At 67.9% G+C, this 23713-nt stretch carries 19 protein-coding genes and 1 tRNA gene; 12 read left to right on the top strand and 8 right to left on the bottom strand.

Annotated elements, in window-relative coordinates; all coding sequences use genetic code 11:
* Positions 1-103 precede the first annotated feature (103 nt).
* The 6 genes from J9315_RS03555 to J9315_RS03580 all read left to right on the top strand — a co-directional run bounded on the left by J9315_RS03555 (position 104) and on the right by J9315_RS03580 (position 7106).
* Positions 104-1651, top strand: a complete 1548-nt coding sequence (locus J9315_RS03555) for an aldehyde dehydrogenase family protein (RefSeq protein WP_198499556.1) — start codon at positions 104-106, stop codon at positions 1649-1651.
* A gap of 158 nt (positions 1652-1809) precedes the next feature.
* Positions 1810-2496 carry a metal-dependent transcriptional regulator gene (locus J9315_RS03560; RefSeq protein ID WP_198499555.1) on the top strand — a complete coding sequence of 229 codons (687 nt, stop codon included), beginning with the start codon at positions 1810-1812 and terminating at the stop codon, positions 2494-2496.
* A gap of 430 nt (positions 2497-2926) precedes the next feature.
* Entirely contained in the window at positions 2927-3772 is an 846-nt protein-coding gene (locus J9315_RS03565; protein WP_198499554.1) for a C40 family peptidase, read from the top strand.
* A 463-nt stretch (positions 3773-4235) separates the two neighbouring features.
* Positions 4236-4736: an HNH endonuclease gene (locus J9315_RS03570; protein ID WP_137824388.1), complete on the top strand. Its 501-nt coding sequence runs from the start codon at positions 4236-4238 to the stop codon at positions 4734-4736.
* Between the two features lie 224 nt (positions 4737-4960).
* Positions 4961-6025 (top strand): universal stress protein, encoded by a 1065-nt coding sequence (locus J9315_RS03575; protein WP_198499553.1) that lies wholly within the window; start codon positions 4961-4963, stop codon positions 6023-6025.
* 4 nt (positions 6026-6029) lie between these two features.
* Positions 6030-7106, top strand: a complete 1077-nt coding sequence (locus J9315_RS03580) for a permease (RefSeq protein ID WP_198499552.1) — start codon at positions 6030-6032, stop codon at positions 7104-7106.
* 28 nt (positions 7107-7134) lie between these two features.
* Here the strand turns inward: J9315_RS03580 and J9315_RS03585 are convergent.
* A tRNA-Arg gene (locus J9315_RS03585) sits at positions 7135-7207 on the bottom strand.
* Positions 7208-7314: 107 nt separating this feature from the next.
* Between J9315_RS03585 and J9315_RS03590 the strand changes: the two genes are divergently transcribed.
* Together J9315_RS03590 and J9315_RS17560 are read left to right on the top strand one after the other, a co-directional pair.
* Positions 7315-12636 (top strand): DUF4011 domain-containing protein, encoded by a 5322-nt coding sequence (locus J9315_RS03590; protein ID WP_211978817.1) that lies wholly within the window; start codon positions 7315-7317, stop codon positions 12634-12636.
* Between the two features lie 199 nt (positions 12637-12835).
* A complete protein-coding gene (locus J9315_RS17560; RefSeq protein ID WP_269780025.1) occupies positions 12836-12961 on the top strand; it encodes a hypothetical protein in 126 nt (41 codons plus the stop codon).
* Positions 12962-13041: 80 nt separating this feature from the next.
* Here J9315_RS17560 and mscL read toward each other — a convergent pair whose 3' ends face one another.
* The 4 genes from mscL to J9315_RS03610 form a co-directional block, all read right to left on the bottom strand.
* Positions 13042-13509, bottom strand: a complete 468-nt coding sequence (mscL, locus tag J9315_RS03595) for a large conductance mechanosensitive channel protein MscL (RefSeq protein ID WP_137824384.1) — start codon at positions 13507-13509, stop codon at positions 13042-13044.
* Positions 13510-13690: 181 nt separating this feature from the next.
* Entirely contained in the window at positions 13691-14320 is a 630-nt protein-coding gene (locus J9315_RS03600) for an SAF domain-containing protein (RefSeq protein ID WP_211978818.1), read from the bottom strand.
* 137 nt (positions 14321-14457) lie between these two features.
* Entirely contained in the window at positions 14458-14787 is a 330-nt protein-coding gene (locus J9315_RS03605) for an FmdB family zinc ribbon protein (protein ID WP_211978819.1), read from the bottom strand.
* Between the two features lie 109 nt (positions 14788-14896).
* Entirely contained in the window at positions 14897-15568 is a 672-nt protein-coding gene (locus J9315_RS03610; protein ID WP_249121016.1) for a 5-formyltetrahydrofolate cyclo-ligase, read from the bottom strand.
* A 46-nt stretch (positions 15569-15614) separates the two neighbouring features.
* Here J9315_RS03610 and galU point away from each other — a divergent pair, with 46 nt between their 5' ends.
* The 3 genes from galU (at position 15615) to J9315_RS03625 (ending at position 19066) form a co-directional block, all read left to right on the top strand.
* The gene (gene galU / locus J9315_RS03615; RefSeq protein ID WP_211978821.1) at positions 15615-16517 is read left to right on the top strand and encodes a UTP--glucose-1-phosphate uridylyltransferase GalU; all 903 of its coding nucleotides are present in this window, start codon (positions 15615-15617) and stop codon (positions 16515-16517) included.
* 124 nt (positions 16518-16641) lie between these two features.
* The gene (locus tag J9315_RS03620) at positions 16642-17283 is read left to right on the top strand and encodes a GNAT family protein (RefSeq protein WP_211978822.1); all 642 of its coding nucleotides are present in this window, start codon (positions 16642-16644) and stop codon (positions 17281-17283) included.
* 88 nt (positions 17284-17371) lie between these two features.
* Positions 17372-19066, top strand: a complete 1695-nt coding sequence (locus J9315_RS03625) for a hypothetical protein (protein WP_211978823.1) — start codon at positions 17372-17374, stop codon at positions 19064-19066.
* A gap of 94 nt (positions 19067-19160) precedes the next feature.
* Here the strand turns inward: J9315_RS03625 and J9315_RS03630 are convergent, their stop codons facing one another.
* Complete coding sequence (locus J9315_RS03630) at positions 19161-20330, bottom strand: M20 family metallopeptidase (RefSeq protein WP_249121017.1); 1170 nt, start codon at positions 20328-20330, stop codon at positions 19161-19163.
* Positions 20331-20410: 80 nt separating this feature from the next.
* On the bottom strand, positions 20411-21967 hold the full coding sequence (locus tag J9315_RS03635; protein WP_211978825.1) for an AbgT family transporter: 1557 nt from the start codon (positions 21965-21967) through the stop codon (positions 20411-20413).
* A gap of 77 nt (positions 21968-22044) precedes the next feature.
* Here J9315_RS03635 and J9315_RS03640 point away from each other — a divergent pair, with 77 nt between their 5' ends.
* Complete coding sequence (locus J9315_RS03640; RefSeq protein ID WP_211978826.1) at positions 22045-23109, top strand: Lrp/AsnC family transcriptional regulator; 1065 nt, start codon at positions 22045-22047, stop codon at positions 23107-23109.
* A gap of 1 nt (position 23110) precedes the next feature.
* Here J9315_RS03640 and J9315_RS03645 read toward each other — a convergent pair whose 3' ends face one another.
* Complete coding sequence (locus J9315_RS03645) at positions 23111-23620, bottom strand: putative immunity protein (RefSeq protein ID WP_211978827.1); 510 nt, start codon at positions 23618-23620, stop codon at positions 23111-23113.
* Positions 23621-23713: the final 93 nt, after the last annotated feature.

A 23713-nucleotide genomic window follows, 5' to 3' on the forward strand; every position in this document is an offset into this window, starting at 1 on the left:
GGGCAGGCAGCCACCCTGACAGTGACACCCCCGCCGGGTCTCCCGGCTCGCAGCGTCGTGAGCCGGACGACCCGTCCCCACCCCGAATCCTCAAGGAGCATCCATGGCACAGACACCGCAGGACACCACCACGACCGGCAGCGACCAGGCAGCACCGGAGCGTCCGACCCCGGAGGCCAACCGGGGCAACGCCGCCCGGACGGGTGAGGGCACGGTCGCCCGGTTCGACAACCTCATCGGCGGACAGCGCCGCGGATCCGAGGACCGCGTGCTCAACCGCAACCCGTCCGATCCCGCCGACGTCATCGGCAGCTTCGCCCGTGCCGACGCCCAGACCGTCACCGACGCCATCGCCGCCGCGGCTGCCGCGGCACCGGCCTGGGCCGACTTCCCCGCGCAGCAGCGCTTCGCGATCCTCGACACCGCAGGCACCCTCATCGCCGAACGCGCCGACGCCCTCGCCGACCTCCTCGCCCGCGAAGAGGGCAAACAGCTGACCGAGGCCCGCGGCGAGGTGCTGCGCGCCGCGCAGATCTTCAAGTTCTTCGCCGGTGAGACGATCCGCAACACCGGGGAGATCATCGACTCCGTGCGCCCCGGCCTCGTCGCCGAGATGACCCACGAGCCCATCGGCGTCGTCGGGGTCATCACGCCGTGGAACTTCCCCATCGCCATCCCCGCCTGGAAGATCGCCCCGGCGCTCGCCTACGGCAACACCGTCGTGTTCAAACCGGCCGAACTCGTCCCCGGCTCCGCCTCGGCGCTCGTCGACATCCTCGTCGAGGCGGGCCTGCCCGACGGGGTCCTCAACCTCGTCATGGGGCCCGGTCGCGTCGTCGGGGACGTGCTCACCGCCTCGGCGGACGTCGACGCCATCACCTTCACCGGATCCGCCGCCGTGGGGCGCGGTGTCATCACCGCGGCCAGCGAACACGGGATCCGCGTGCAGTGTGAGATGGGCGGGAAGAACCCGCTCGTCGTCCTCGGCGACGCCGACCTCGACGCCGCCGCCGATGCCGCGGTCAACGGCGCCTTCTTCTCCACCGGTCAGCGCTGCACCGCCTCGTCGCGGCTCATCGTCACCGCCGACGTCCACGACGAGTTCGTCCGGCTCGTCACCGAGCGGATGCAGGGCCTGTCCGTCGGCGATGCCCGCGCCGAGGGCGTCGACATCGGCCCCGTCGTCTCCGACGACCAGCTCGCCCAGGACCTGCGCTACATCGACATCGCCCGGGACGAAGGCGGTGAGGTCACCGGCGGTGACCGCATTGAGGCGGACACGGAAGGGTACTTCCTCGCACCGGCTCTCGTCACGGGCACGAAGCCGACCGACACGATCAACGTCGATGAGGTCTTCGGTCCGGTCGCCTCGGTGATCGAGGTCGCCGACTACGACGAGGCGCTCGCGGTGGCCAACGACACCGCGTTCGGCTTGTCCGCGGGCATCTTCACGTCCTCGCTGAAATATTCGAGCCACTTCAAGCGTTATGCCCAGGCAGGAATGGTGATGGTGAATGCGCCGACGGCAGGGGTGGACTACCACGTGTCGTTCGGAGGTCGGAAGGGCTCGAGCTACGGACCCCGCGAACAGGCCCGAGCGGCACGCGAGTTCTACACCGTCCACAAGACGGCGTACGTCAACGCGGGCTGAGACCCGCAGCGACCCCGCGGCCACGATAGAATCGATGTGAATCTCAGGGGGCCGCGAGACATCGCAGCCGGGGCACGGTCGCACGCCCCCTGAAATGTGTGAACGCCTGACATGGTCTCCCCAGACCTGAAGACGAAGAGTGGAGTGGCTGGTCTTAAGTGAACGACCTCGTCGATACAACCGAGATGTACCTCAAGTCGATCATCGAGCTCGAGGAGCAGTCGATCGTGCCCCTGCGGGCCCGGATCGCCGAGCGCCTCGACCATTCGGGACCCACCGTCTCCCAGACCGTGGCCCGGATGGAGCGCGACGGCCTGCTCCATGTGAGCAATGATCGGCACCTCGAACTCACCCCGGAGGGACGTCGCATCGCCACCGAGGTGATGCGCAAGCACCGTCTGGCCGAACGGCTCCTCGCCGACGTCGTCGGTCTCGAGTGGGAGCTCGTCCACGACGAAGCGTGCCGGTGGGAGCATGTGATGAGCGAGCAGGTCGAGCGCAAGCTCGTCAGCCTGCTGCCTGACACGAAGTCCGGTCCCTACGGCAACCCGATCCCGGGTCTCGAAGTCATCGGTGCCGAAGCGAGCAACGGCGCCGAGGTGGTCGACCTCGCGACCGCGGTCGCCCGCGACGGCGCCACACAGCTGACGATCGCGTGGCTGGCCGAACCGCTGCAGGTCGACATCCACCTCCTCCAGCAGTTCCAGGTCGCCGGGGTGATGCCCGGCACCGACGTCGAGATCACCCGCAACGGCGAATACATCACCGTGCAGGTCCCCGGCGCCGAGGACGTCCTCGACCTTCCCGTCGAGACCGCCTCGCACGTGTTCGCCCACAAGCGCTGATCGGCACTGCCCGCCTGAGGTCCCGGCGTCGCTGTCGGCACCACAGGGCGGTCACCGGTCGCGACATCACGCATCGGTCGCGCTCCGTGACGGAGTCGACGCACAGTGCTCAGAGTGTGTAACGAAACGTTGCACAACCCGGCCCGGGGAGCGGAGATCCGCTCCCCGGGCCGGTGTCTGTAACAGCGAATGTTACGGAGACATGAATCTCATTCAAGCCTCTCACCTCGGCATTTAGGGTTAACCGCGGGGTTTCCCCACCCTGGTCGTGACAGAAACGTGACAATTGATCACTGATTGGTTACAGTTGTGGAGGTCGCCCGCGCAAGCAGGCGACTTCACGCCGGGAGCCGCACGCCACGCCCGCTGTGACACACACCAGGACCGAGAGTGGCGGTCGGAGGAATCCGATAGGTGACGAGAGGAAAACGTGGCAACTAAGCACCATGGCCGCCGCGCCGCAGAGACCAAGGTCAAGACCCCGCTGACCGAACTGACCGAACTCCTGAATGCCAACTCCGCCGTCTTCGGACGTCGCGCAGCCGTCGTCGCTGCCAGCGGTGGCCTTCTCACCGCAGCCGTTCTCCCGGCAGCCGGTCAGGCCGGAGACGACAGCGTCGCTGTCTCCGCCGAATCGCAGACCACTGAGGTCGCCGAATTCCAGAACCAGGCCGCCACGGTCGTTGCCAAGGGCAACACCGACGACAAGGACAAGAAGGCCGAAGGCTCCTCCTTCAGCGCCGACGTCCAGACCGTCACCGCGAAGCCCGCTCCCAAGCCTGAGCCGAAGCCCGAGCCGAAGCCGGCTTCGAGCGCGAGCTCCAGCTCGTCCGACTCCTCCTCGTCCTCGGACAAGAAGTCCTCGTCCAAGTCCGACAGCGACAAGGGCGACTCGAAGGACTCCGGTTCCGACTTCAAGATGCCCGATGGCTCGAAGGCCCAGCAGGTCCTCGCCATCGCCAAGCAGTACGTCGGCACCCCCTACGTCTCCGGCGGCACCTCGCCCAGCGGTTGGGACTGCTCGGGCTACACCTCCTACGTCTACGGCAAGGTCGGCGTCAACCTGCCCCGCACCTCCGGTGCCCAGGGCAGCGCAGGCACGACCGTGTCGAAGTCCGAAGCTCAGCCGGGCGACCTCATCTGGAAGCCGGGACACATCGGCATCTACGCCGGCAACGGCATGATGTACGACGCCGGCAACCCGCGTGTCGACACCAGCTACCGCAGCATCGACTGGATGATCGACGGCGGCGCGAAGTTCATTCGCGTTCTCTGATTCGATTCGCCGGACACTCCCCGCTTCACTCGACGGTCCTCGAGTGAGGCGGGGAGTTTCTGCATCCCCGACGCGGTGCGACCGGCAGGCCTCCCGGGCCGTGCGCGGGCACCGGCGGCCGTCCGAGATCGGCGTGGACGGCCGTTCGAAGTGAACGACGAGGGAAGAATTCATGACGCGGACGGTATGAATTCGATCACAACGGCAATCGGCGTTACTCTTGAGAAGATTGAGTTCCGTAAGCGATGGGAAATCGGATGGGGCATAGTCGAATATTCCGGATAGCCGCTCCAGGTTCTGGCGCGGAGTACATATCTGTGTCTATGTCCGTTTCCAAGGCGTTGTGCTGGTGCACGACGCCTTTTGTGTTCCCTGGGACAGGTGCGCCGCCGGTGCGGCAGCGAGCGAGCCTGAGCGACCGGAGCAGTGGGACACCTCCGCACATGACGATGAGGGGCGAGAAATGAAGACTCTCGTGCTCAATGCCGGATACGAACCGCTGTCGGTCGTGCCGTTCACCAGAGCTGTCGTGCTGGTGCTCACGGGCAAAGCGACGGTGCTCGCAGCGGAGGACGCTCCGGTGAGATCGCAGCACGTGAGCCTCGACCAGCCCTCGGTCATCCTGCTCACCCGGTACGTCAGACCGCCGCGGGACCGCCGGGTCTCGCTCTCCCGCCGCGGGGTGCTCCGCCGCGACAACCACCGCTGCGCCTACTGCACCCGACCGGCGAGCACGGTCGACCATGTCATGCCGCGCTCGCGCGGCGGCGGCAACACGTGGGAGAACCTCGTCGCCTGCTGCCGGGACTGCAACAACCGCAAAGGCGACCGCACGCTCGGGGAGATCGGGTGGAAGCTGAGCTTCCGCCCCAAGGAGCCCCGAGTCGGTCAGTTCTGGATGCGCGGCATCGACAAGCCCGTCGAGCAGTGGCGTCCGTTCCTCGACATGGGTCATGCGGCCTGACCGTTGACGTGATCGTTCTGGGCCCGGTGCAGTCACCGGCGTCCGCCGCCGGCCGACCGCACCGCCGGCACCCCCGCCGATGACTCGACAGAGGGTCTGACCGGTGACGATGATGTCCGCACTGTGATCGCCACCGGATAACGATGTGACATAGACGGCAGTGTTCGACGCAATGTGCTCTAGTGTTGATTGTGAGAAGTTCGCTGCGACATAAGGAGCGTGCGATGTCAGAGCAGGACCGCACCCAGGGTGCCGGATCGCCGCCGGTCGGTGAGTCCGACGCGGTGATCGTCGGCATCGACGGATCCCCGCCGAGCAGGAACGCGCTCAACTGGGCGATCCAGGAAGCACGGTCGCTCGGCAAGCCGATTCGGCTCGTCGGGGCCTACACGATCCCCAGCGTCGCCGCCGCGGCGATCGACGTGTCGTATGTGCCGATCGACGACTCGGCGATCCGCCAGTCGGTGACGAACACGCTCAAGGAGGCAGCGGCGGAGGTCAAGGCCGCCGGCGTGCCCGTCGAAGCCGTCATCGAGATCGGCGATGCCGCCGGCGTGCTCATCGAGGAGTCGAAGACCGGGGGACTGACCGTCGTCGGTTCGCGCGGTCGCGGCGGGTTCGCCGGCCGTCTGCTCGGCACCGTCTCGAGCGCACTGCCCGCGCACTCCGCCTGCCCGACGGTCGTCGTTCCGGCGGCATGGCAGGCCGAGACGGACAAGGCCGCCCATCCGACGTCGTCACGCCCGATCCGCCAGGACCGCGGAGAGATCGAGGAGACGGATCCCGACGCCGAGGCGATCGCGGGCCTGCGCTTCGACGGCAAGGTCGTCGTCGGCGTCGATTCGCTCGGTGCCGAGTCGCCGGCCCTGTGGAAGGCGGCGCGGCTTGCCGTGCGGCGCGGGTCTCCGCTGCACATCGTCGCGGTCATCACGACGACCGTCATCGGTCCCGAATGGCTGCCGAGCACCGCCGACCTCGAACGCCTCATCAACGAAGGCGCCGACAAGCTCGTCGTCGCCAAGCAGCGGATCAAGGACGAGTTCCCCGACCTCGACGTCACGTGGACCCTCTTCGACGGGCAGCCCGCCGAGGTGCTCGTGCGCGCCTCCGACACCGCAGAGGTCCTCGTCATCGGGTCCCGCGGGCGCGGCGGGTTCGCCGGCCTGCTGCTCGGGTCGACCTCGCAGTCGGTGCTGCCGTACTCGCAGTGCCCGACGATGGTCGTGCGGGTCTCCCGTGACGCGGACAAGCGTCGGGAAGAGGGAGAGATCCCCGAGCCGAGCCTCTGACGCGGTGGATGCTCCAGCACAGACGGCGCCGACCCCGACCGGGCGGCGCCGTCGCCTCGGTGCCGCGGACTGGATCGGTCTGGGATTCCTCGTCGTCCTCCTCGTCGGCGGTCTCACCTGGTCGAAATGGCTGCCGTACTGGGACCGGGCCTGGACGCTGAGCGAGACGTCGGTGTGGGACGGCAGCTCACTGTTCGCCGTCGCCGGGGACGCGATGTCACTGACGGGAGCCTGGGACTTCACACTCGCGTACTTCCTCGCGGTGTGGAAGGCGCTCGTCGTCGCGCTCCTCGTCGCTGCGGCGATCGATGCGCTCGTGCCGCGCGACTGGCTGCTGCGGGTGATGAACCGGCGGCACACCGCGACCCAGTCGCTCGTCGGTGCGACGCTGTCGCTGCCGAGCATGATGTGCACCTGCTGCGCGGCGCCGGTGGCGGCGGGCCTGCGGGTCAGCGGTGTCACCCGCAGCGCCGCCCTGGCCTACTGGGTCGGCAATCCGCTCCTCAACCCGGCCGTGCTCATCTTCCTCGCTCTCGTCCTACCATGGCAGTACGTGGGCACGCGCATCGGCATCGGACTCCTCATCGCCGTCGGGGCCAGTGCCCTCATCGGCACGTGGCTGGCCGGTCGGGTCAAGGACGTTCCGACATCGGCCGTGAGCGAGCCCGTCCGACTCTCATCGATGCCCTTGCGCTATCTGCGCTCGCTGTCGCGGTTCGCGCTCGTCCTCATCCCCGAACACCTCGCCCTCGTCTTCGTCATCGGGCTCGTCGCTCCCTGGCTGACCGGGCTCTACGGCCTCGAGAGTCAGCTGGGAGCACTCGCCATCATCGTCGCCGCGTGCGTCGGCACGCTGCTCGTCATTCCGACCGGCGGTGAGATCCCCATCATCATCACGCTGCTGGCCGCGGGGGTCGGGGCGGGAACGACCGGGGCGCTGCTCATCGCACTGCCCGCGCTGAGCATTCCGTCGATGGTCATGGTCGGCAAGGCGATGGGATGGAAGGCGACGCTGGCAATGGGTCTTGCCGTGATGATCGGGTCGATGCTGGCCGGACTCGGACTGCTCGCCCTGACGTGAGGCGGCCTGCTGAGAAGCGGCGTGAAGGCGCCCCCGGGCAGATTCGAACTGCCGACACCCGCTTTAGGAGAGCGGTGCTCTATCCCCTGAGCTACGGGGGCCGTGTGGCTGTCGTCAACCACGATCACCCAGTGTAGCGTAGAAGAAACCTCGATGATTCACGGTGCGCCAGCACGTGTTATGGGAAGTTTCTCGTTAGGGTCGAACTGTGCCAGATTCCGTTGTTGACGATCAGTACCCAGAGCTCGGGGGCGCGTTCGCCGAGTGGAAGCAGCAGGCCGCCCACCTCGGCGGTCGCGACACCATGCTTCATTTCCGGGACTCTCGCGACGGCAGCATCGACCTCTCGGGAGCCCACCCGTCGGGCCTCGCTCAGCTGCTCGCCGGTCGCCCCACGCGCCTGTCGAGCCTGATCCGCGACCACGAGATCCTCGCCGACGCCCGCCGTCGTGCCCGGTCGATCCGCTCGAAGGCCGAGCAGCTCGACAACGAACGCGGCATCCGCACCGCCCACCTCGCGATCGGCTTCGCTTCGTGGACGGAGAAGGACTCCAAATACAAGTTCAACGCCCCCGTCGTGCTGCGCCACATCACGCTCGTGCCGCGGGGCTCCCGTGTCGAGGACTACGAGATCGTCCTCGGCAATGAGATCACGATCAACCCGGCCCTCGTCCGGCACCTCGCCGAGGTGTACGACCTCGACGTGCCTGTCGACGACTGGGTCGACGCCACCGGGGGACCGCACGGCTTCGATCCGGGGCCCGCACTCGACCGCCTCGGCGAACTTGCCCAGTCGGTGCCCGGTCTGCGGATCAACCACCGCTTCATCGTCTCGACGTTCGCGAACATCGCGAGTTCCTTCACCGGCGATTACCTGCCCACTCAGCATCCGATCCTGCGGGCACTCGCCGGCGACGCCGAGGTGCGCGGACAGTTCGGCGGGGGCGTCACCGTGCCGTGCCGGACACCGCGATCGGCGGCACCGTCCGGACAGGACACGAGTGGCGCGACGTCCGCCGCATCCACGGCCGCGCCAGGCAGCGTCGATGCGTCTGCCACCGGCGACGATGCCACGGGCGCTGCGGCGACTAGTGCTGCTTCCGCGGCGGCAGTTTCCTCGGCGACCGCTGATCACGCCGACGAGAAGTCACCGACCACAGGACCGGCTCCTTCCGACGCGAGCCCGGCGACGGGGACCGACTCGACAACGGTGACGAACGCTGACGCGACAACGGCAGCGAACACCGAAGAGGGTGTTGCCTCCGCATCGCGCACGACCGCGGGAAAGTCTGACGGCGACGACGCAGCATCGTCCACCGGCGCCGACGCCGGCGCCGGCAAGCCGGGCACTGGCAAGCAGGACGCAGACAAGCCGGGTGCTCGCAACCAGGACACAGGCCAGAAGCCGAGCTCCGACATCACGGCCGCAGACGAAGCGGGCGCGACTGAGTCGACAGCGACCGCTGGCGAGACGTCCGTCGCGGACGGTGCACCGACGTCGGCGAGCGGCGAAGACGACAGCGCCGCGCGCAGTGATCGTGCGGCCGACGACCGCGCTGCCGCCGACACGACCACCGGTGACCGGGCATCCGGTGCCGCAACGACCTCAGGGTCGACGACCGCGGATTCGACAACTGCGGACTCGACGACCGCAGACTCGGACACCTCCGGCAGCGCCGCGACGCCGGCTGAGACGACCGGAACTCCCAAGAAGACCGCGACTGGCACGGACGCTGCGACGGGCGCGGACACCGCGACGGACCGGTCCGATGCAGCCGCGACAGGCACAGCCGCGCCCGGCGCCAGTGCCGGGGCCGACAAAGCCTCCGAGGCTGGGGACGACACCGGCGAGCCGACCGTGCCGATCAGCTCGGCGGACTCGACCGGCGCCGCCACGCAGGCCGCCGGCTCCGCGCCACGCGCCGTCGGTTCTGCTGCGCAGGCCGGCTCGACGCCAGCCGCCGGTTCGGCACCAGCCGGTTCGACGGCACGGCCCGGCTTGGCATCGCGTGCGTCCGATACGGGGATGCCGGCGGGCGAGGAGTTCGTGCCCGCGGCGCTCCAGGAACCGGTCACGCCCCTGCCCGATCGCAAGCCGCAGGAGGAGTTCCTCGTCATCGACGTCGACGGTGACCAGCAGGCCGTCGTCGACGCCGCAGTCTCGGGACGGTCCGTCGTCGTCGACACTCCGCCGGGCACCGGCGCGACCCAGGTCGCCGTCGCGGTTGCCACGACACTCGCGCACACGGGCAAGAGCGTCCTCTTCCTCGCCCAGACCTCCGATGCGCTCGACGATTTCTCCGCCCGCCTCGGCGAGGTCGGACTCAGTGACTTCGCCGTCGACACCCGTGAGGGCGCCGACCACATCAAACGTCAGCTCATCGGGCTCATCGGCTCGGCTGAGCGGGCCGAGCGCCCCGACCTCGCGGGTCTGCTCGGCGAGCTCAACGAGCAGCGTGCGACACTGAGCGACCATGTCGCCTCCCTCCACCGTCGGCGCGCGCCGTGGGACGTCTCCGTCTACGAGACGATGCAGCATCTCGCGGAGCTCACCTCGGGCGATGACTCGCCGCAGACCGGAGTGCGGTTCGGTGACGACATCCTCGAAGCCAGCGACGACCGGCGCACGGCGCTGCGCGGCAAACTCGGCGAACTCGCCTCCCTCGGCGCCTTCACCCTCGACGTCGAGGACACCGTGTGGTTCGGCGCCGACCTCAAATCCGTCGACGAAGCCGAAGCCGCGCGCACCGTCGCCGAACGCCTCGGCCGCACCCTGCCCGACCTCGTCGCCGCCGTCGAACCCGTGCTCGCGAAGGCCAAGCTCAACCCGCGGCGCAACCTCGACGACTGGTCGCGGGCGATCAAGGTCCTCCTCCGGGTCCGCACGACACTCGACCGGTTCGCCCCCGACGTCTACGACCACCGGCTCGACGACCTCATCGCCGCCACCGGATCCTCGGAGTACCGGAGCGAGCGCGGCATCGAGATGGGCATGCTCCAGCGCAAGCGCCTGAAGAAGTCCGCACAGGAGTTCCTCCGTCCCGGCGCCGAGGTGCCCGACCTCCACGCGGCCCTCATCGACGTCCGCGCCCAGCGGGTCATCCTCCGCGACCTCGCAGGCCATGACGGACGTCCGCAGATCCCGCGCGGCGTCCTCGAAGCCGATGAGATCCTCCAGGGCGTCGAAGCCGACGTCGCGAAGCTCGCCCCGGTCCTCGAGACCACCCCCGACGGCGGCGACCTCGGCGGCATGCTCATCGAGGAGCTGCAGGCCCGCGCCGAGGCGATGGGCGGAGATTCCGAGAACCTTGCCGACCTGCCCGAACGCTCCCGACTCCAACGCGAGCTCAGCGCCGAGGGCATGTCCGACCTCATGACCGACCTGCGCCGCCGGAAGGTCGAGAACCACCTCGTCGGTCCGGAGTTCGACCTCGCCTACTGGGCGTCGGTGCTGCAGACGATGGCGAGCGAGGATCCGCAGATCGGCCGCCATGACGGGGCCGCTCTCCACCGTGTCGCCGAAGGCTTCCGCGACAATGATCGCGCCTTCGTCGCCGCCGGTGCCGGACGCCTGCGGTTCAACCATGCCCAGGCGTGGAAGCGCGCGATCGACGCCGACCCGATCGCCGCCGGCGTCATCAAGCAGGAGCTGCTCTCACCGCACACCTCGGTGCAGCGGATGTCGACGAAGGCCCCGGACCTCCTCACGACGCTCGCCCCGGTGTGGATGGCCAGCCCCTACACCGTGCCGGAGCTCTTCGCCGCCCTTCCGCTCTTCGACGCCGTCGTCATCGCCGACGGCGGTCGGCTCTCGGTCGCCGATGTCGTGCCCGGCATCACGCGCGCCCGTCAGGTCATCTCGCTCGGCGACTCGCGTCTGCTCGGGCCCCGGTCGTTCTCGATCGCCGTCGACCGGTGGGGCGCCGATGACGGGGACCATCCGGACTCGGTGCAGGACCGCCTCGGCGAGTTCCTGCCGCGGATGAACCTCTCGAACTCCTACCGGCTCTCTCCCGTCGGCCTCATCGATCTCGCGAATCGCCACTTCTACGATTCGACGATCTCGACGCTGCCGACTGCGCACACCGGGGAGGGCACCGGCCTCGAATTCTCCTATGTCTCCGAGGGGCGCGGCCCCACCGACATCGGCACCGGTCGCGTCGAGAGCCCCGATGCCGAGGTCAAGCGCGTCGTCGAACTCGTGCTCAAGCACGCTCGCACGCGGTCGCGGGAGTCCCTCGCCGTCGTCGCGCTCACACCCCACCACGCGCAGCGGATCGCCACGGCGATCTCCCGGGCGATGAAGGACCTGCCCTACGTCGCGGCGTTCTTCAACGACCCCGGCAAGGAGCCGTTCGTCGTCACCGACGCCGAACGCGTGCAGGGCATGTCCCGGGATGCGGTGATCTTCTCCCTCGGCTACGGACGCACCGTGCACGGCCGGGTCATCCCGGACTTCGGTCCGCTCTCGGGTCCCGACGGCGATCGGATCCTCGCCGCCGTCGTCACCCGGGCCCGCAAGCGCCTCACCGTGGTCTCGAGCATCGAGTCCGACGACTTCGACGAAGCGAAGCTCACCGGGGGAGCGACCCTGCTGCCGAAGCTGTTCGAGGAGATCGCCGCCGGCGGTGTCCGTCAGCCGGGTCCGCACGGGGAGATCTACGATCCGCTGTTCAACGACATCGCCGATCGCCTCCTCCAGCTCGGCGTCGTCGCCCACGAACACTACAACGGCATCGATCTCGCGGTCGCGAACTCCGCCGAGGACGAGCACGGGATGATCATCGCCGTCTCCGGCGACGGCCCCGACTACGCCTCGATCCGCAGCCTCCGCCAGCGCGATCGGGTCGTGCCCGAACAGCTCGAGCGCCGCGGGTGGAAGTTCATGCGGGTGTGGTCGACGGATGCCTTCGTCGATCCGCAGGCCGAGACGGAGAAGGTCTTCGACGCATGGAAGGCGACGGTCGAGACGATGAGCCCGCAGGCCGTGCTCAATGCCGCCCGGGCCGCGTCCGTCGTCGTCGGGCGCACGGGCAGCCGTCCGAAGCTCGTTCCCGGGCTGCCGATGCACAAGTACTCCGATGAGGGTCTCGACGCGATGATCGACTGGATCCAGTCGGATGCGGTGGTGCGCGGCGACGGGGAGATCAAGGAACTCCTGCGGACCGCGCTTGCGCAGAAGGGCAACAGCCCCCGCGGGGAGACGCAGCTGCAGGCGGCGGTCGACCGCTACCGTCAGCGCCATGCGCAGGCGAAGAAGGTCACCGGCGCCGAGGTGTTCATCCCGACCGCTGATGCGCGCGGTCCCGAGGAAGGCGAGGTCATCCCGAGCTTCGACACCGGGCAGATCCGCGCCGAGTCGCTGCGCGATGCCGGACTCATCGACGCCGAGGCGGATGCCCCTGCCGACTCGGGGTCGGATGTCACTGCTGAGCCCAGGTCGGACGCTGAGTCGACGACCGCCTCGGCGGAGGACGCGGAAGCAGACTCCCGCAGCGGTGAGCGAGACCGCCCCGATGAGCAGTCCTGACGACTCCTCGACACCCGCGAACGACCCAGCCACGGAGGCGAGTGAGGATTCGGGTTCTGCGGATCGCTCTGCCGCGTCGGACGGGAAGCGCGGGGCCGGGGAGGGCTCAGCCGAGGGTCACGCAACCGAGAACAGCCCCACTCCAGCCGAAGACCGCCCCACCCCAGCCGACGATCGCCCGACCTCAGACGAGGATGCCGTGAGGAAAGAGCGCCTGGAGAGGGCGCTGCGGAAGTATCGCGCGACCCTGCGCAACGAAGCCGAATCCGGCAATGAGGGCTTCAGCGCCGAGCACTACCGGTCGCAGAAGCCCCCGCACTGGTGACGGCGCTGACCCTCACCGCGGACATGACGAAGGGCCGCCTCCCGGCAGGGGAGACGGCCCTTCGTGACCACGTCGGGGAATCAGTGGCGCGGAGGCTCGTTCGGGTCGATGTATCCGCCGCCCTGGCCCTGGGCGCCACCGGCAGGTCCGGCGTTGGCCGCAGCCTGGTTGCGCAGCAGATCGCGGATGTCGCCGAGCAGGTCCTCAGCGGTCGGGGGCACCTCGGACTCGGGCACACCGCGCTTGCGCAGCTCATTGAGCTTGTTCATCGGGACGATGATGATGAAGTACACGATGGCGGCAACGATGAGGAAGTTGATCGCCGCAGTGATGACCGCACCGATGTCGATGGTCGTCTCCGGCACGTTCGGCTTGATGCGGAACGCGAGCGCTGGTCCCTCAGCGCCGCCGACCGCCGCAATGAGCGGGTTGATGATCTTGTCGGAGAACGCCGTGACGATCGCAGTGAAGGCGCTGCCGATGATAACGGCAGTTGCCAACTCGACGACATTCCCCTGGAGAATGAAGTCTCTGAAACCCTTAAGCATTAGCGGCACCCTTTCAGTGGTGTGAGCATTAATGCAACTCTAATCTTTCAATGACGGTTACGTAGTACACACCAGCAAGGAATCCCAACAGCGCAGACATGCGAACAAATCGCGACATCCCGGTGTCGGCGATGAATGTGACCGGTGCAACAAAGGCGTTCGCGGCCGGAAGAATCGCGATTCACTGAGGGAGGATTGCAAAGCTGATCGGCAGACCGGCGAATTCCGCTATCCGTCCGGCGTCGTCGGGCGACAGTATTACGGAGACAAGTTGGCCTGATTCCGCGGCGATGCCGTTCTCCTTCCGGATGAGGCGCGCGATCGTCACCTCCTCGACGACGACCTCCGATCCGCCCTCGGGGAGTGAGCTGAAGAGGCGGATGCGCTGCCCCGGTTGCAGCAGGCCCGCGGACTCATCATCGGCGAGGCGGATGGGCATGATGAGATCGGTGCTCCCCGCCGGCAGCGCCTGTTGGTCGAGCACCGCCGAGGCGGTGAGCGGGGACCCTTCGGACACGCCGGCCGAGGTCCGTTTGTCCACGGCCTTTTCGATCGAGGAGAACGCCTTGCTCGGGACGAAGTCGCGGGGATAGTCGACGAGAGTGAGATCGGCGGCGGTGAGCTGAGTCCCCGGCGCGAGGTCCGCGGCGGCCACAACGACCGGGGTGTCACCCTGTGCCGGAGTGAGGAGCCAGGCGAGCAGTGCGCACGCACCGGCGATGCAGGCGGCCGCGAGGAGTCGGCGCGGCCGAACCCTCGTCCCGGCTGCCGGCGAGGGCAGTCGCCGCCTGATGCGTTCGATGAGCGTCATGGTGGCCACGATGCGCCTGCGGCATCGGTGAGGTCAACAGACGACGACTCCCCTGTGGATGCGCGGTGGGCATCCACAGGGGAGTTGAACATGAGTGATGGCGGCGTCCCCAGGGGACTGCACGCGAGTGGGCGGGATCAGGTACCCGACGAGGAGCTCGCGCCCACCTTCTTCGCAGAAGTCGAATCGGACGTCGAGGAGCCTGCTGTCGACGACGCGGTCTTCGAGGAGTCGGAGGAGCCGCCTGCCGAGGAATCCTTGTGCGAGGGGGAGAGCGAGCTCGAGGAGCTGTTGCGGGAGTCGGTGGCGTAGAATCCCGAGCCCTTGAAGCTGATTCCCACGGTGCCGAAGACCTTCTTCAGCTGTCCCTGGCATTCGGGGCAGATCGTGAGCGAGTCATCGCTGAAGTCCTGGTGGATATCGAACTTGTGACCGCAGCTCTTGCATGCGTAGGAATAGACGGGCATTCGGAACCTTTCTTCGACGTAAGGATTATAGTCCACGGGGCCGGGCATCGGCGGTGTCGCGCCGCGGTGCGCACGGGCTGTCCACAGGTCAACACGTATAAGTGGGCGTTTATTTCTCCGCGGAGAGCCACTCCAGTCCGTCCTCGGTGAGGATCTCGCCGATGCGCAGATCCCACGGTTCGACGGTGAGCCCGGGCAGATCCGTCTCGTCGGCGAAGCAGACGCCGACGACCCGCGGGCCCCGTGCGGTACGGGGGCTCTGCCCGTGGTCGAGGGGCGCTTCCCCGAACGGCCCGAACGTCCGGTCGTAGAATCCTCCGCCGTTGCCGAGGCGGGCTCCGCCGGGCCCGAATCCGAGGGCGGGGACGAGGATGAGGTCGGGGACCGCCTCGGCGAGGAGAGCGGTGGCGCTCCACTGGGCGGCCGGTTCCCGGATCCCCCAGCGGCCCTGCGGCCGCAGCGTGCTCATCGCTGCGCTCACCTCACCGAACCGCAGTGGCTCACCGAGGCGGGTGACGATGGGCAGGACGACGCGCGCCCCTCGGCGCAACAGGTCATCGAGCGCCGGATCGAGATCGGGTTCGCCGGGCAGGCCCGCATAGGCGACGACGGTGCGCCCGGTGAGGTCATCACCGGGCCACATGCGGGCGACCGCCTCGGTGAGGGCCGCTGCGATCGTCGGCTCATCCGGCCGGGACGACGCGCGGGACAGCTCTGCTCGCTCGGCCCGGCGCGCCCGCACGAGCGCGCGCAGACGCGCCTTCGATGTCTCAGGATCCACGCCCTTCAGCGTAACCGGTGGGTGAGGACTGGTTAAGATGAACGTCATGAGCGATCAATCCCACAGCACAGTTCGCAAGGCCGTCATCCCCGTCGCCGGCCTCGGAACTCGATTCCTCCCCGCCACCAAGGCCACCCCCAAGGAGATGCTGCCCGTCGTCGACAAGCCGGCGATCCAGTACGTCGTCGAAGAAGCCGTGTCCGCCGGCCTCGAGGACGTCCTCATGATCACCGGACGCAACAAGCGGCCCCTCGAGGACCACTTCGACCGGGTCGACGGACTCGAAGCCGCGCTGGCGAAGAAGGGCGACGACAAGAAGCTCGCCGCCGTTCGCCACTCCTCGGAGCTCGCCGACATCCACTACGTGCGCCAGGGCGACCCCAAGGGACTCGGCCACGCCGTGCTCAAGGGACGCCAGCATGTCGGCGACGAGCCGTTCGCCGTCCTCCTCGGTGACGACCTCATCGACGAGCGCAGCCCGATCCTGCCGAAGATGATCGACGTCGCCGAATCGACCGGCGGCAGCGTCGTCGCCCTCATGGAGGTCCCGCCGGAGCTCATCCACCTCTACGGCTGCGCCGCCGTCGAACAGACCGATGACGACGAGGTCGTCAAGATCACCGGCCTCGTCGAGAAGCCCGCCCGGGAGGAGGCGCCGTCGAACCTCGCGATCATCGGGCGCTACGTCCTCGCGCCGGAGATCTTCGACGTCCTCGAGACGACGGAGCCCGGCCGTGGCAACGAGATCCAGCTCACCGACGCCCTTCAGACCCTGGCCGGGGACCCCGCGAGCCACGGCGTCTACGGCGTCGTCTTCAGCGGTGACCGCTACGACACCGGTGACAAGCTCGACTACCTCAAGGCAGTTGTGCAGATCGCGTGCTCGCGCGACGATCTCGGCGACGACCTCAAGGGCTGGCTCAAAGAGTACGTGGCGGATCTCGACTGACCACCGATGCGACAGCGTGCCGCGCCGCGGGCCGGCCTCCCGGTGACCCTGCAGGTCCCGGTGACCGCAGTGGTCGCTGTGACCGCAGAGGTCGCGGTGAATCCGGCGGCTCCCGGAGGCCCTGGTGATCGGTGACGGCCCGGTGTGGCCGATCGAGCTGCGCGACACCACGGCCGCGGTGACGCTGCGACCCCTGCGTCGCGGCGACGAGTCCGCATGGCGTGAGGTCCGCGCCTTCAACCGCGACTGGCTGCGCCCCTGGGATGCGACGCTGCCGGTGCCCGGCCAGGAGACGCCGAGCTTCCGGTCGATGGTGCGGATGTATGACAAGCAGGCCAAGCGCGGTCAGTCCGTCCCCTTCGCCATCGAGGTCGCCGGTGAGTTCCGCGGGCAGCTCACCGTCTCCGGGATCACGTGGGGGTCGATCCTCAGCGGGCAGATCGGCTACTGGATCGACTCCCGCGTCGCCGGCCGCGGAATCACCCCGCTCGCGGTGGCGATGGCCACCGACCACTGCCTCTTTTCCCTCGGCCTCCATCGCATCGAGATCAACATCCGCCCGGAGAACGCGGCGAGCCTGCGCGTCGTCGAGAAGCTCGGCTTCCGCGACGAGGGCCTGCGGCGCAACTACATGCACATCGACGGGCGGTGGAGCGATCACCGGACGTTCGCGCTCACCGTCGAGGACGTCCCCCACGGCATCCTCGCAGCCTTCCGACACGGCACCGGCGGAGGCCACGGCGGACCCGGTGTGAGCAGGGCCTGAACCGAATCGTGTGAACTTCCTGGCGGATTGACCGACACACCACTCTCGTTCACGACGTTGTCCAATCGTGACCTCTAGGGTTTGCAGTGTGGACACCAGCATCATCGTCGTCATCGCCATCGCCGTGGTCTTCGTCGTCGTCGTGCCCGCACTGATCCGCCGCTCGGCCACCGAGATCTCCCGCGTCGACCTCGACCGTGTCCCCGATGATGCCCGGGTGGTCCCTGCCGAGTCCCAGAATCCCTGCCGTGACCAGGCAGAACGCGTCACCGTCTTCCGCACCGAGGCGGCCCAGCCATCCGTGCCGCGCATCGGTCACACCCCCGCCGACACGGTTCCCAGCCTGCGGCTGTCCGCGCAGACCCCGGAACTCGCCGTCATCGACGGAGAGGGTGAGTCCCGCCCCGAGGTGGTCGCGCCCGACGACCAGAGCGCAGAGCCCCGGCAGCTGCCCGTCGCCGTCGGCGAGTCCGCGTCGACGTTCGTCGCCGCCGGGCACGCTCCCGCGCACGACGCCGACATCCGTCCGCTGCACCCCGCGGTGCGCGCCGTCTTCAACCAGGCAGCGTCGGGACCGACGAACTCGGTGAGCGGTGGCACGGGCCGCCTCGGCGAGACGCCCCGAGGTCCGCAGCCACCGACTTCCGCGGGCCGAACCCAGCCGCCTCGCTCTCGCGGGGGAGAGGCTGACCGGCCCGCGACGACCGCGGCGCGCGCACAGACGCCCGCGCCCGGTCCTGCGACACCCGAACCGACCGCCCGAGACACAGAGGACCCTGCGATGACTGAGAGTGCTGCCCGACTGCGCGAATCCCTGCGGTCGACCGGAACGATGGTCCGCGGATTCGCGCTCGTCTTCCTCGCCTCCGTGCTCGGCATTCTCGTCACCGGTGTCCTCGCTCTCGTCTCCGTCGTCCACCCGGCTCTCATCGGAGTGTTCGCAGGCCTCGCGGTCGTCTCGCTCTTCATCGTGCGGACCCTCAATCTGCGCAAGCGCGACATCAAGCGCCAGCTCCGCAGCCTCGGCACGACATCGGCTCGCGGTGGCGAGTCCATTGCGGTCGCGGAAGCCCCCGCCCAGGCGGTCTCGGATTCCGCCGAGTCGAGCGCGCCGGCCGCTGCCGCGAAGGCCGCTCGCGCCCGTGCGGTCATGCAGCGCAGCGCCACGGCGAAGTACGCCCGTGAGGAAGCCGTCACCGGGGAGATCCCGATCGTCCACATCCGCAGCGAGGCCGCCGAGGGGCACACGACCCGCCAGATCCTCCTCACCGGACCGATCCCCGTCATCGACGAGGCCACCGCAGCTCCCGCCGAGCAGGAGGAAGCGAAGGCGGATTCCGCGTCGACCGGAACGTCTGCAGAGTCCGATGCGGTGACCGCGACCGGGGTGGCCGATGACCTCGCCGAGGCGGCTCCCGAACCGGCACGCGCCCCGCAGGCGAAGGAGGCGGCTCCGGCGGTCACCGACCCGTTCCAGCAGCGCCTCATGGCCCGCGGCGGATGGTCGCCGACGCCGCTGCCCGTGCCGAGCTATGTCGATGCCCCCGAAGCCGAGCACACTGTGCCCGCGGCGAAGGCCGCGGACGCGAGTTCGTACGAGACCGAGGCCCGCAGCCGCGAGGACATCGCCGCGCAGTTCGCCGAAGAGCTCGGCTACCGCAACGAGCTCAGCGACTCCGCACGGGATGACAGCCCGCTCGAGCACGGCCGCAAGGCGATCAGGGCCACGAAGGCTCCGGCGCTCGACGCCGTCAACGACGTGCTCGCCCGCCGCCGCGCCTGAGCCGAGGATGATGCAGCGAGTCGGCTGACCGACCGGCGCCGACGCACGAACAGCCCCACCGATCGGTGGGGCTGTTCGCGTCTGTCGCGGTATGTCAGAGCGGTGGGGTGGTCGCTGCCCTGACACCAGCGAGACGCGCGGACTCGCTGTCAGAGCGGCGATCGAGATCTCCCACGTCCAGGTCCGAGGGGGTGAACGCTGTCGTGAGGATCCCAGTCAGGAGGAGAATCCGGTCGTCGATGTCATCTTCGATGACGTGTTCGGATCGCGCGTGTGGCCCGTTGCCACTGGCACCAAGGCCATCGAGCACAGGAATGCCCATCGCCGAGATGAAGTTGGCGTCGCTGCCTCCTCCGACCGCGCGCAGACCCAGCCGTGATCGCACCTTCTCCGCCGCGTGCTGAACGCCTGCGATGAGTTCGGTGCTGGCGCTGGTGACGGTCATCGGCGGGCGGTTCCACCCACCGTCCACGCTCAATGCCACCCGCTCATCCGTGATGATGAGCGACGAGAGCAGCGCGTCGATGCGTTCGGCTTCGGCGGCCGTCGTCACTCGCACGTCCACCTCGGCTTCGGCAGATCCCGCGATGACATTGCGCGCACTGCCGCCGCGGATCAGACCGACATTGAGACTTGTGCCGGCTTCGTAGTCCGAACCCGCACTCAATTGGAGGATGACCTCGGCAAGAGCATTGATGGCGCTGGCTCCGCCGGCTGGGTCATTGCCCGAATGGGATTCGACGCCGGTCGCGCGGATCGTGAAGACACCCACCCCCTTGCGTTCGACTTTGAGGTCCCAATCGACGCCGGGCTCGAGAACCAGGCCTGCTAGCGCTCCCGCCGCTTCGCGCTCGATGATCGGTCGGGATGCTCGGCTGCCGAGCTCCTCATCCCCGTTGAAGACGAAGGTGACGGTCGGATGCGGCAAGCCATGTCGTTGGGCGAATCTGAGCGCGCGGACTCCTGTGACAAGGCCGGCTTTCATATCGAGTACTCCGGGCCCTCGCACGATGCCCTCATCGACGGAGAACGGGATGGAATCGAGGGTCCCGAGCGGCCACACGGTGTCGTAGTGGCCGACGACGACCACTCGGCCGGGAATCGAACCGGGCACCTCGATGACGAGGGTCGGACCGTGCTCAGAGTGATCCACACGTTCGGCGCGACCGAGAGGGCCGAGCACTTCACTCACCCATTCGAGAAGCTGATCGGCGAAGGCGCGCAGCGACGGCAGGTCAGAGCTCGGAGACTCCCGTTCGACCAAGCGCTGCAGATCGGTCAGTGTCGCGGCGTGCTCGGCGGCTGCCTCGGCGCGCAGCAGAGGAAGGCGGTCTGCGAATGCGGTCACTGGACTCCCACCCCCGGTCCAAGAGGCAGACCGAGCAGGTACCAGATGATGAACAGCCCCAGCCAGACGAAGAGATTGACCACTGCGATGGGCAGAACCAGTGACATCAGCGTCCCGATGCCTGCCTTGGGTCGGTGGGTCCGCAGGAATCCCAGTGCCATGACGAAGTACGGACTCATCGGGGTGAGACTGTTCGTCGGAGCATCGGCGATGCGGAAGACAGCCTGTGTCGTCTCCGGAGCGATGTCGAGCAGCATGAGCATCGGAACGAGAACCGGAGCGACGAACGCGTACATCGCCGATCCGCTGGTGAGGACGAGGTTCATGCAGCTGATGAGCAGGACTGCGGCGATGAAGATGGGGATGGGGGATGCGCCGAGTGAATCGAGCAGGCCGGCCCCCTTGATCGACAGGATCGCTCCGATGTTCGTCCATTTGAAGTACGCAAGGAACTGGGCTGCGGCGAAGAAGAGGACCATCACCGGCACGAGTTCGCGCACGCCAGGAACCATCAGCGCGGGAATCTGGCTCACCGAGGTGATCGACCCTTCGGCGACGCCGTAGCAGATGCCGACGGTTGCGAAGAAGAGCATCATGAAGACGGCCATATTGTCCATGAGGGGAGAGTCGAGGACCGAACCGTTCTCGCCGCGCAGCGGCGAGCCTGAGGGGAGGACTGCGAGGACCACAAGTGTGAAGAAGATCAGAGCACCGATGCCGGCAGTGACGAGACCGCGACGTTCGGACGAGTTGAGCTTCATGTTCGGCAGCGGTTCGGCATCGACCGAGGGCTCCTCGGCCTCCATCGCAGCGACCCGCTTGGAGACGACGAGTTCGACGACGACGGTGATCGAGACCGCGAGGACGAGGGATGATGCGGCTGAGAAGTAGTAGTTGGCGAGAGGGCTCACCGAATAGCCGGGGTCGATCGTCTGCGCTGCTGCGGTCGAGATTCCGGCGAAGACGGCATCGCTGCCTGTGGGGAGCAGGCCGATGCTGCTGGCGCCGCCCACGGACACGTACGCGACGACCGCACCGATGATGGGACTGCGACCAACGGCGCGGTACGCGATCATCGCCAAGGGGATCATCACGGCGAATGCCGCATCTGAGGCGACCTGAGCGACCATGGCGGTGATGGCGATGGTGAAGGTGACGTAGCGCGGGGAGACTCGAGCGAGCATTCCGCGCATCATCGCCTGCAGCAGTCCGGAGGCATCGGCGATGGACACGCCGAGTGCGACGACGATGATGAGGCCGAGAGGCGGGAAGGTGACGAAGTTGCTGATGGCGTCGCCGAGCATCATCTGCACGCCGGCGAAGGACAGCAGGTTCTGCACGGCGAGCGTCTCACCGTCCGCCGGATTCTCTGCGGTGACCCCGAGGGCGGAGAGGACTGCGCTGAGGACGGCGACGATGACGGCAAGTCCGACGAAGATCCAGAATGGATGCGGAAGCTTATTGCCGATCCGATCGACGGTTTCGAGGACCTTGAGAACTCCCGTCGAGAACCGCGACTCCTTCGTCACGCTCGCCGGTGAAAGTGTGGACATTCGATTCTCCGAATTGTGATTATGTTCATCTGACAGGAACAGTGTGCATGATGTGTAACATTTTTGGCAATGCCGTATTGGATCATGGCAAAGGATATAGTGGTTCAGTGCAACCACTCGATGCTCTCGACATCTCCCTCGTCGCCGCCCTGCAGCATTCGCCCCGGGCGTCGCTCAACACGCTTTCCGACGTGCTGACGATCTCACCGAGCACGGTGAGTCGACGTCTGTCTCGCCTCATCGACGACGCGCTCATCCGTGTCACGGCGTCCGTGAGCTGGTCGATCCGCGGATCCGGCCATCCCAGTGTGCTCTGGGTGCAGGTGGCTCCCGCGCAGATCCGCGACGCGGCATCCGCGCTGGCCGAGCTGCCTGAGGCGCAATCGGTCTACATCGTCACGGGTGAGGCGAACATCAGGTGCTTGCTCCATCCCCGGGCCGACGGTGACATCTCCGAGCTCGTGCTCGATGTCATCCCGCAGATTCCGGGAGTCGAGCGCATCTCCTCACACGGGATCCTCGCCAGCTCCTCGCGCAGTGCTGACTGGACAGTGCCGGGCATCCTCAGCGATGGGCAGATCGATCTCCTCGGAGGACGGTGGGATGCTGCCGGCAGCGGTGAGCAGGAGGGACAGCTTCGGCGCACCGAGCTGGGAGTCGTCGATCAGCTCGTCGCCAACGGTCGTATCACTGCCGTCCAGATCGCCGACGAACTCGATATCACCCGGGTCACCGCTGCCCGTGCACTTGAGACGATGTTGAGCAGCGGCCTCGTGCGACCGCGGATCGACGTCGAGCCTGGCCTTCTCGGGTATCCGGTTGAGGTCTTTGCGCAGATCAGCTGTGCACCCTCTGCGGTCGCTGACCTCGTTGCAGTGCTCGGACAGCACCCGAACGTGCGGACGGCGTCAATGACGGCCGGAGCAGTCGCTGTCGCGGTCCAAGCCAATGTCGCCAATGAGACCGCACTCTATGAGTTCGTCACAGAGGACCTCGGGAAGCTCGAGGGAATATCGGACGTTCGGCTGTCGACGAAGCTCGAAACGGTCAAGCGAAACTGGAGCAGTGTTCGGCCTGACGGCAGGCAGGTCCCCGCGGCGGCACCGCCGTTGCTTGCGGGGTCGCCTGGCGCTGGGGGCTGAGTCAGTCGGAGAAGACGCCCCAGCAGAGGGCATTGCGGCGCTCCTGGTCCTCGAGGACGAGGTCGCGGACGGCGACCGGCAGTCGGCTGCGCTGCCATTCCCGCTCCTTGCTGCCGGCGGCCGGATCATTCGGGGCTGCCGCGGCGACGGCCTTGATCGCATAGGCGGCCGCGCCGAGATCGTGCTCGGCGACGTGTCCCACGCAGGCGGCCTGACCGGCGGCGTAGGCGGCGAATCGGGGTGCGCCGGTGAGCGGGCGGGCCGCCCCCATCGCGTGACCGCCGAGGGCGCGTGCCGTCATCATCGGCATCTCTCCGCTTGCCCATGCCCGTGCGGCGGCGATCGCGTCGCGCGGACGCCGATCATCGACGACGGCCGCCTCGAAGAGCGGGAGGGCGTGCTCAGCGCAGTCGGCCGCCCAGAGGGCGAGGAGGCGATGGTCGTCGTCGGTGAGGGTGCCGCCGCGACGAACCGTGATGAGCCGCGGGTCGCGGTCCTTGGAGAGGATCATCGTGCTGGGCCGTGCCTGCTGGTGGCGGTGGTGAGCGCCGATCCGCTCCTCGTCTGACCGTCGGGCTTCCTCGCAGTGCTCACGGTCACCGAG

This window comes from Brevibacterium sp. W7.2 (assembly GCF_018137945.1).
Classification (GTDB): Bacteria; Actinomycetota; Actinomycetes; order Actinomycetales; family Brevibacteriaceae; genus Brevibacterium; species Brevibacterium sanguinis.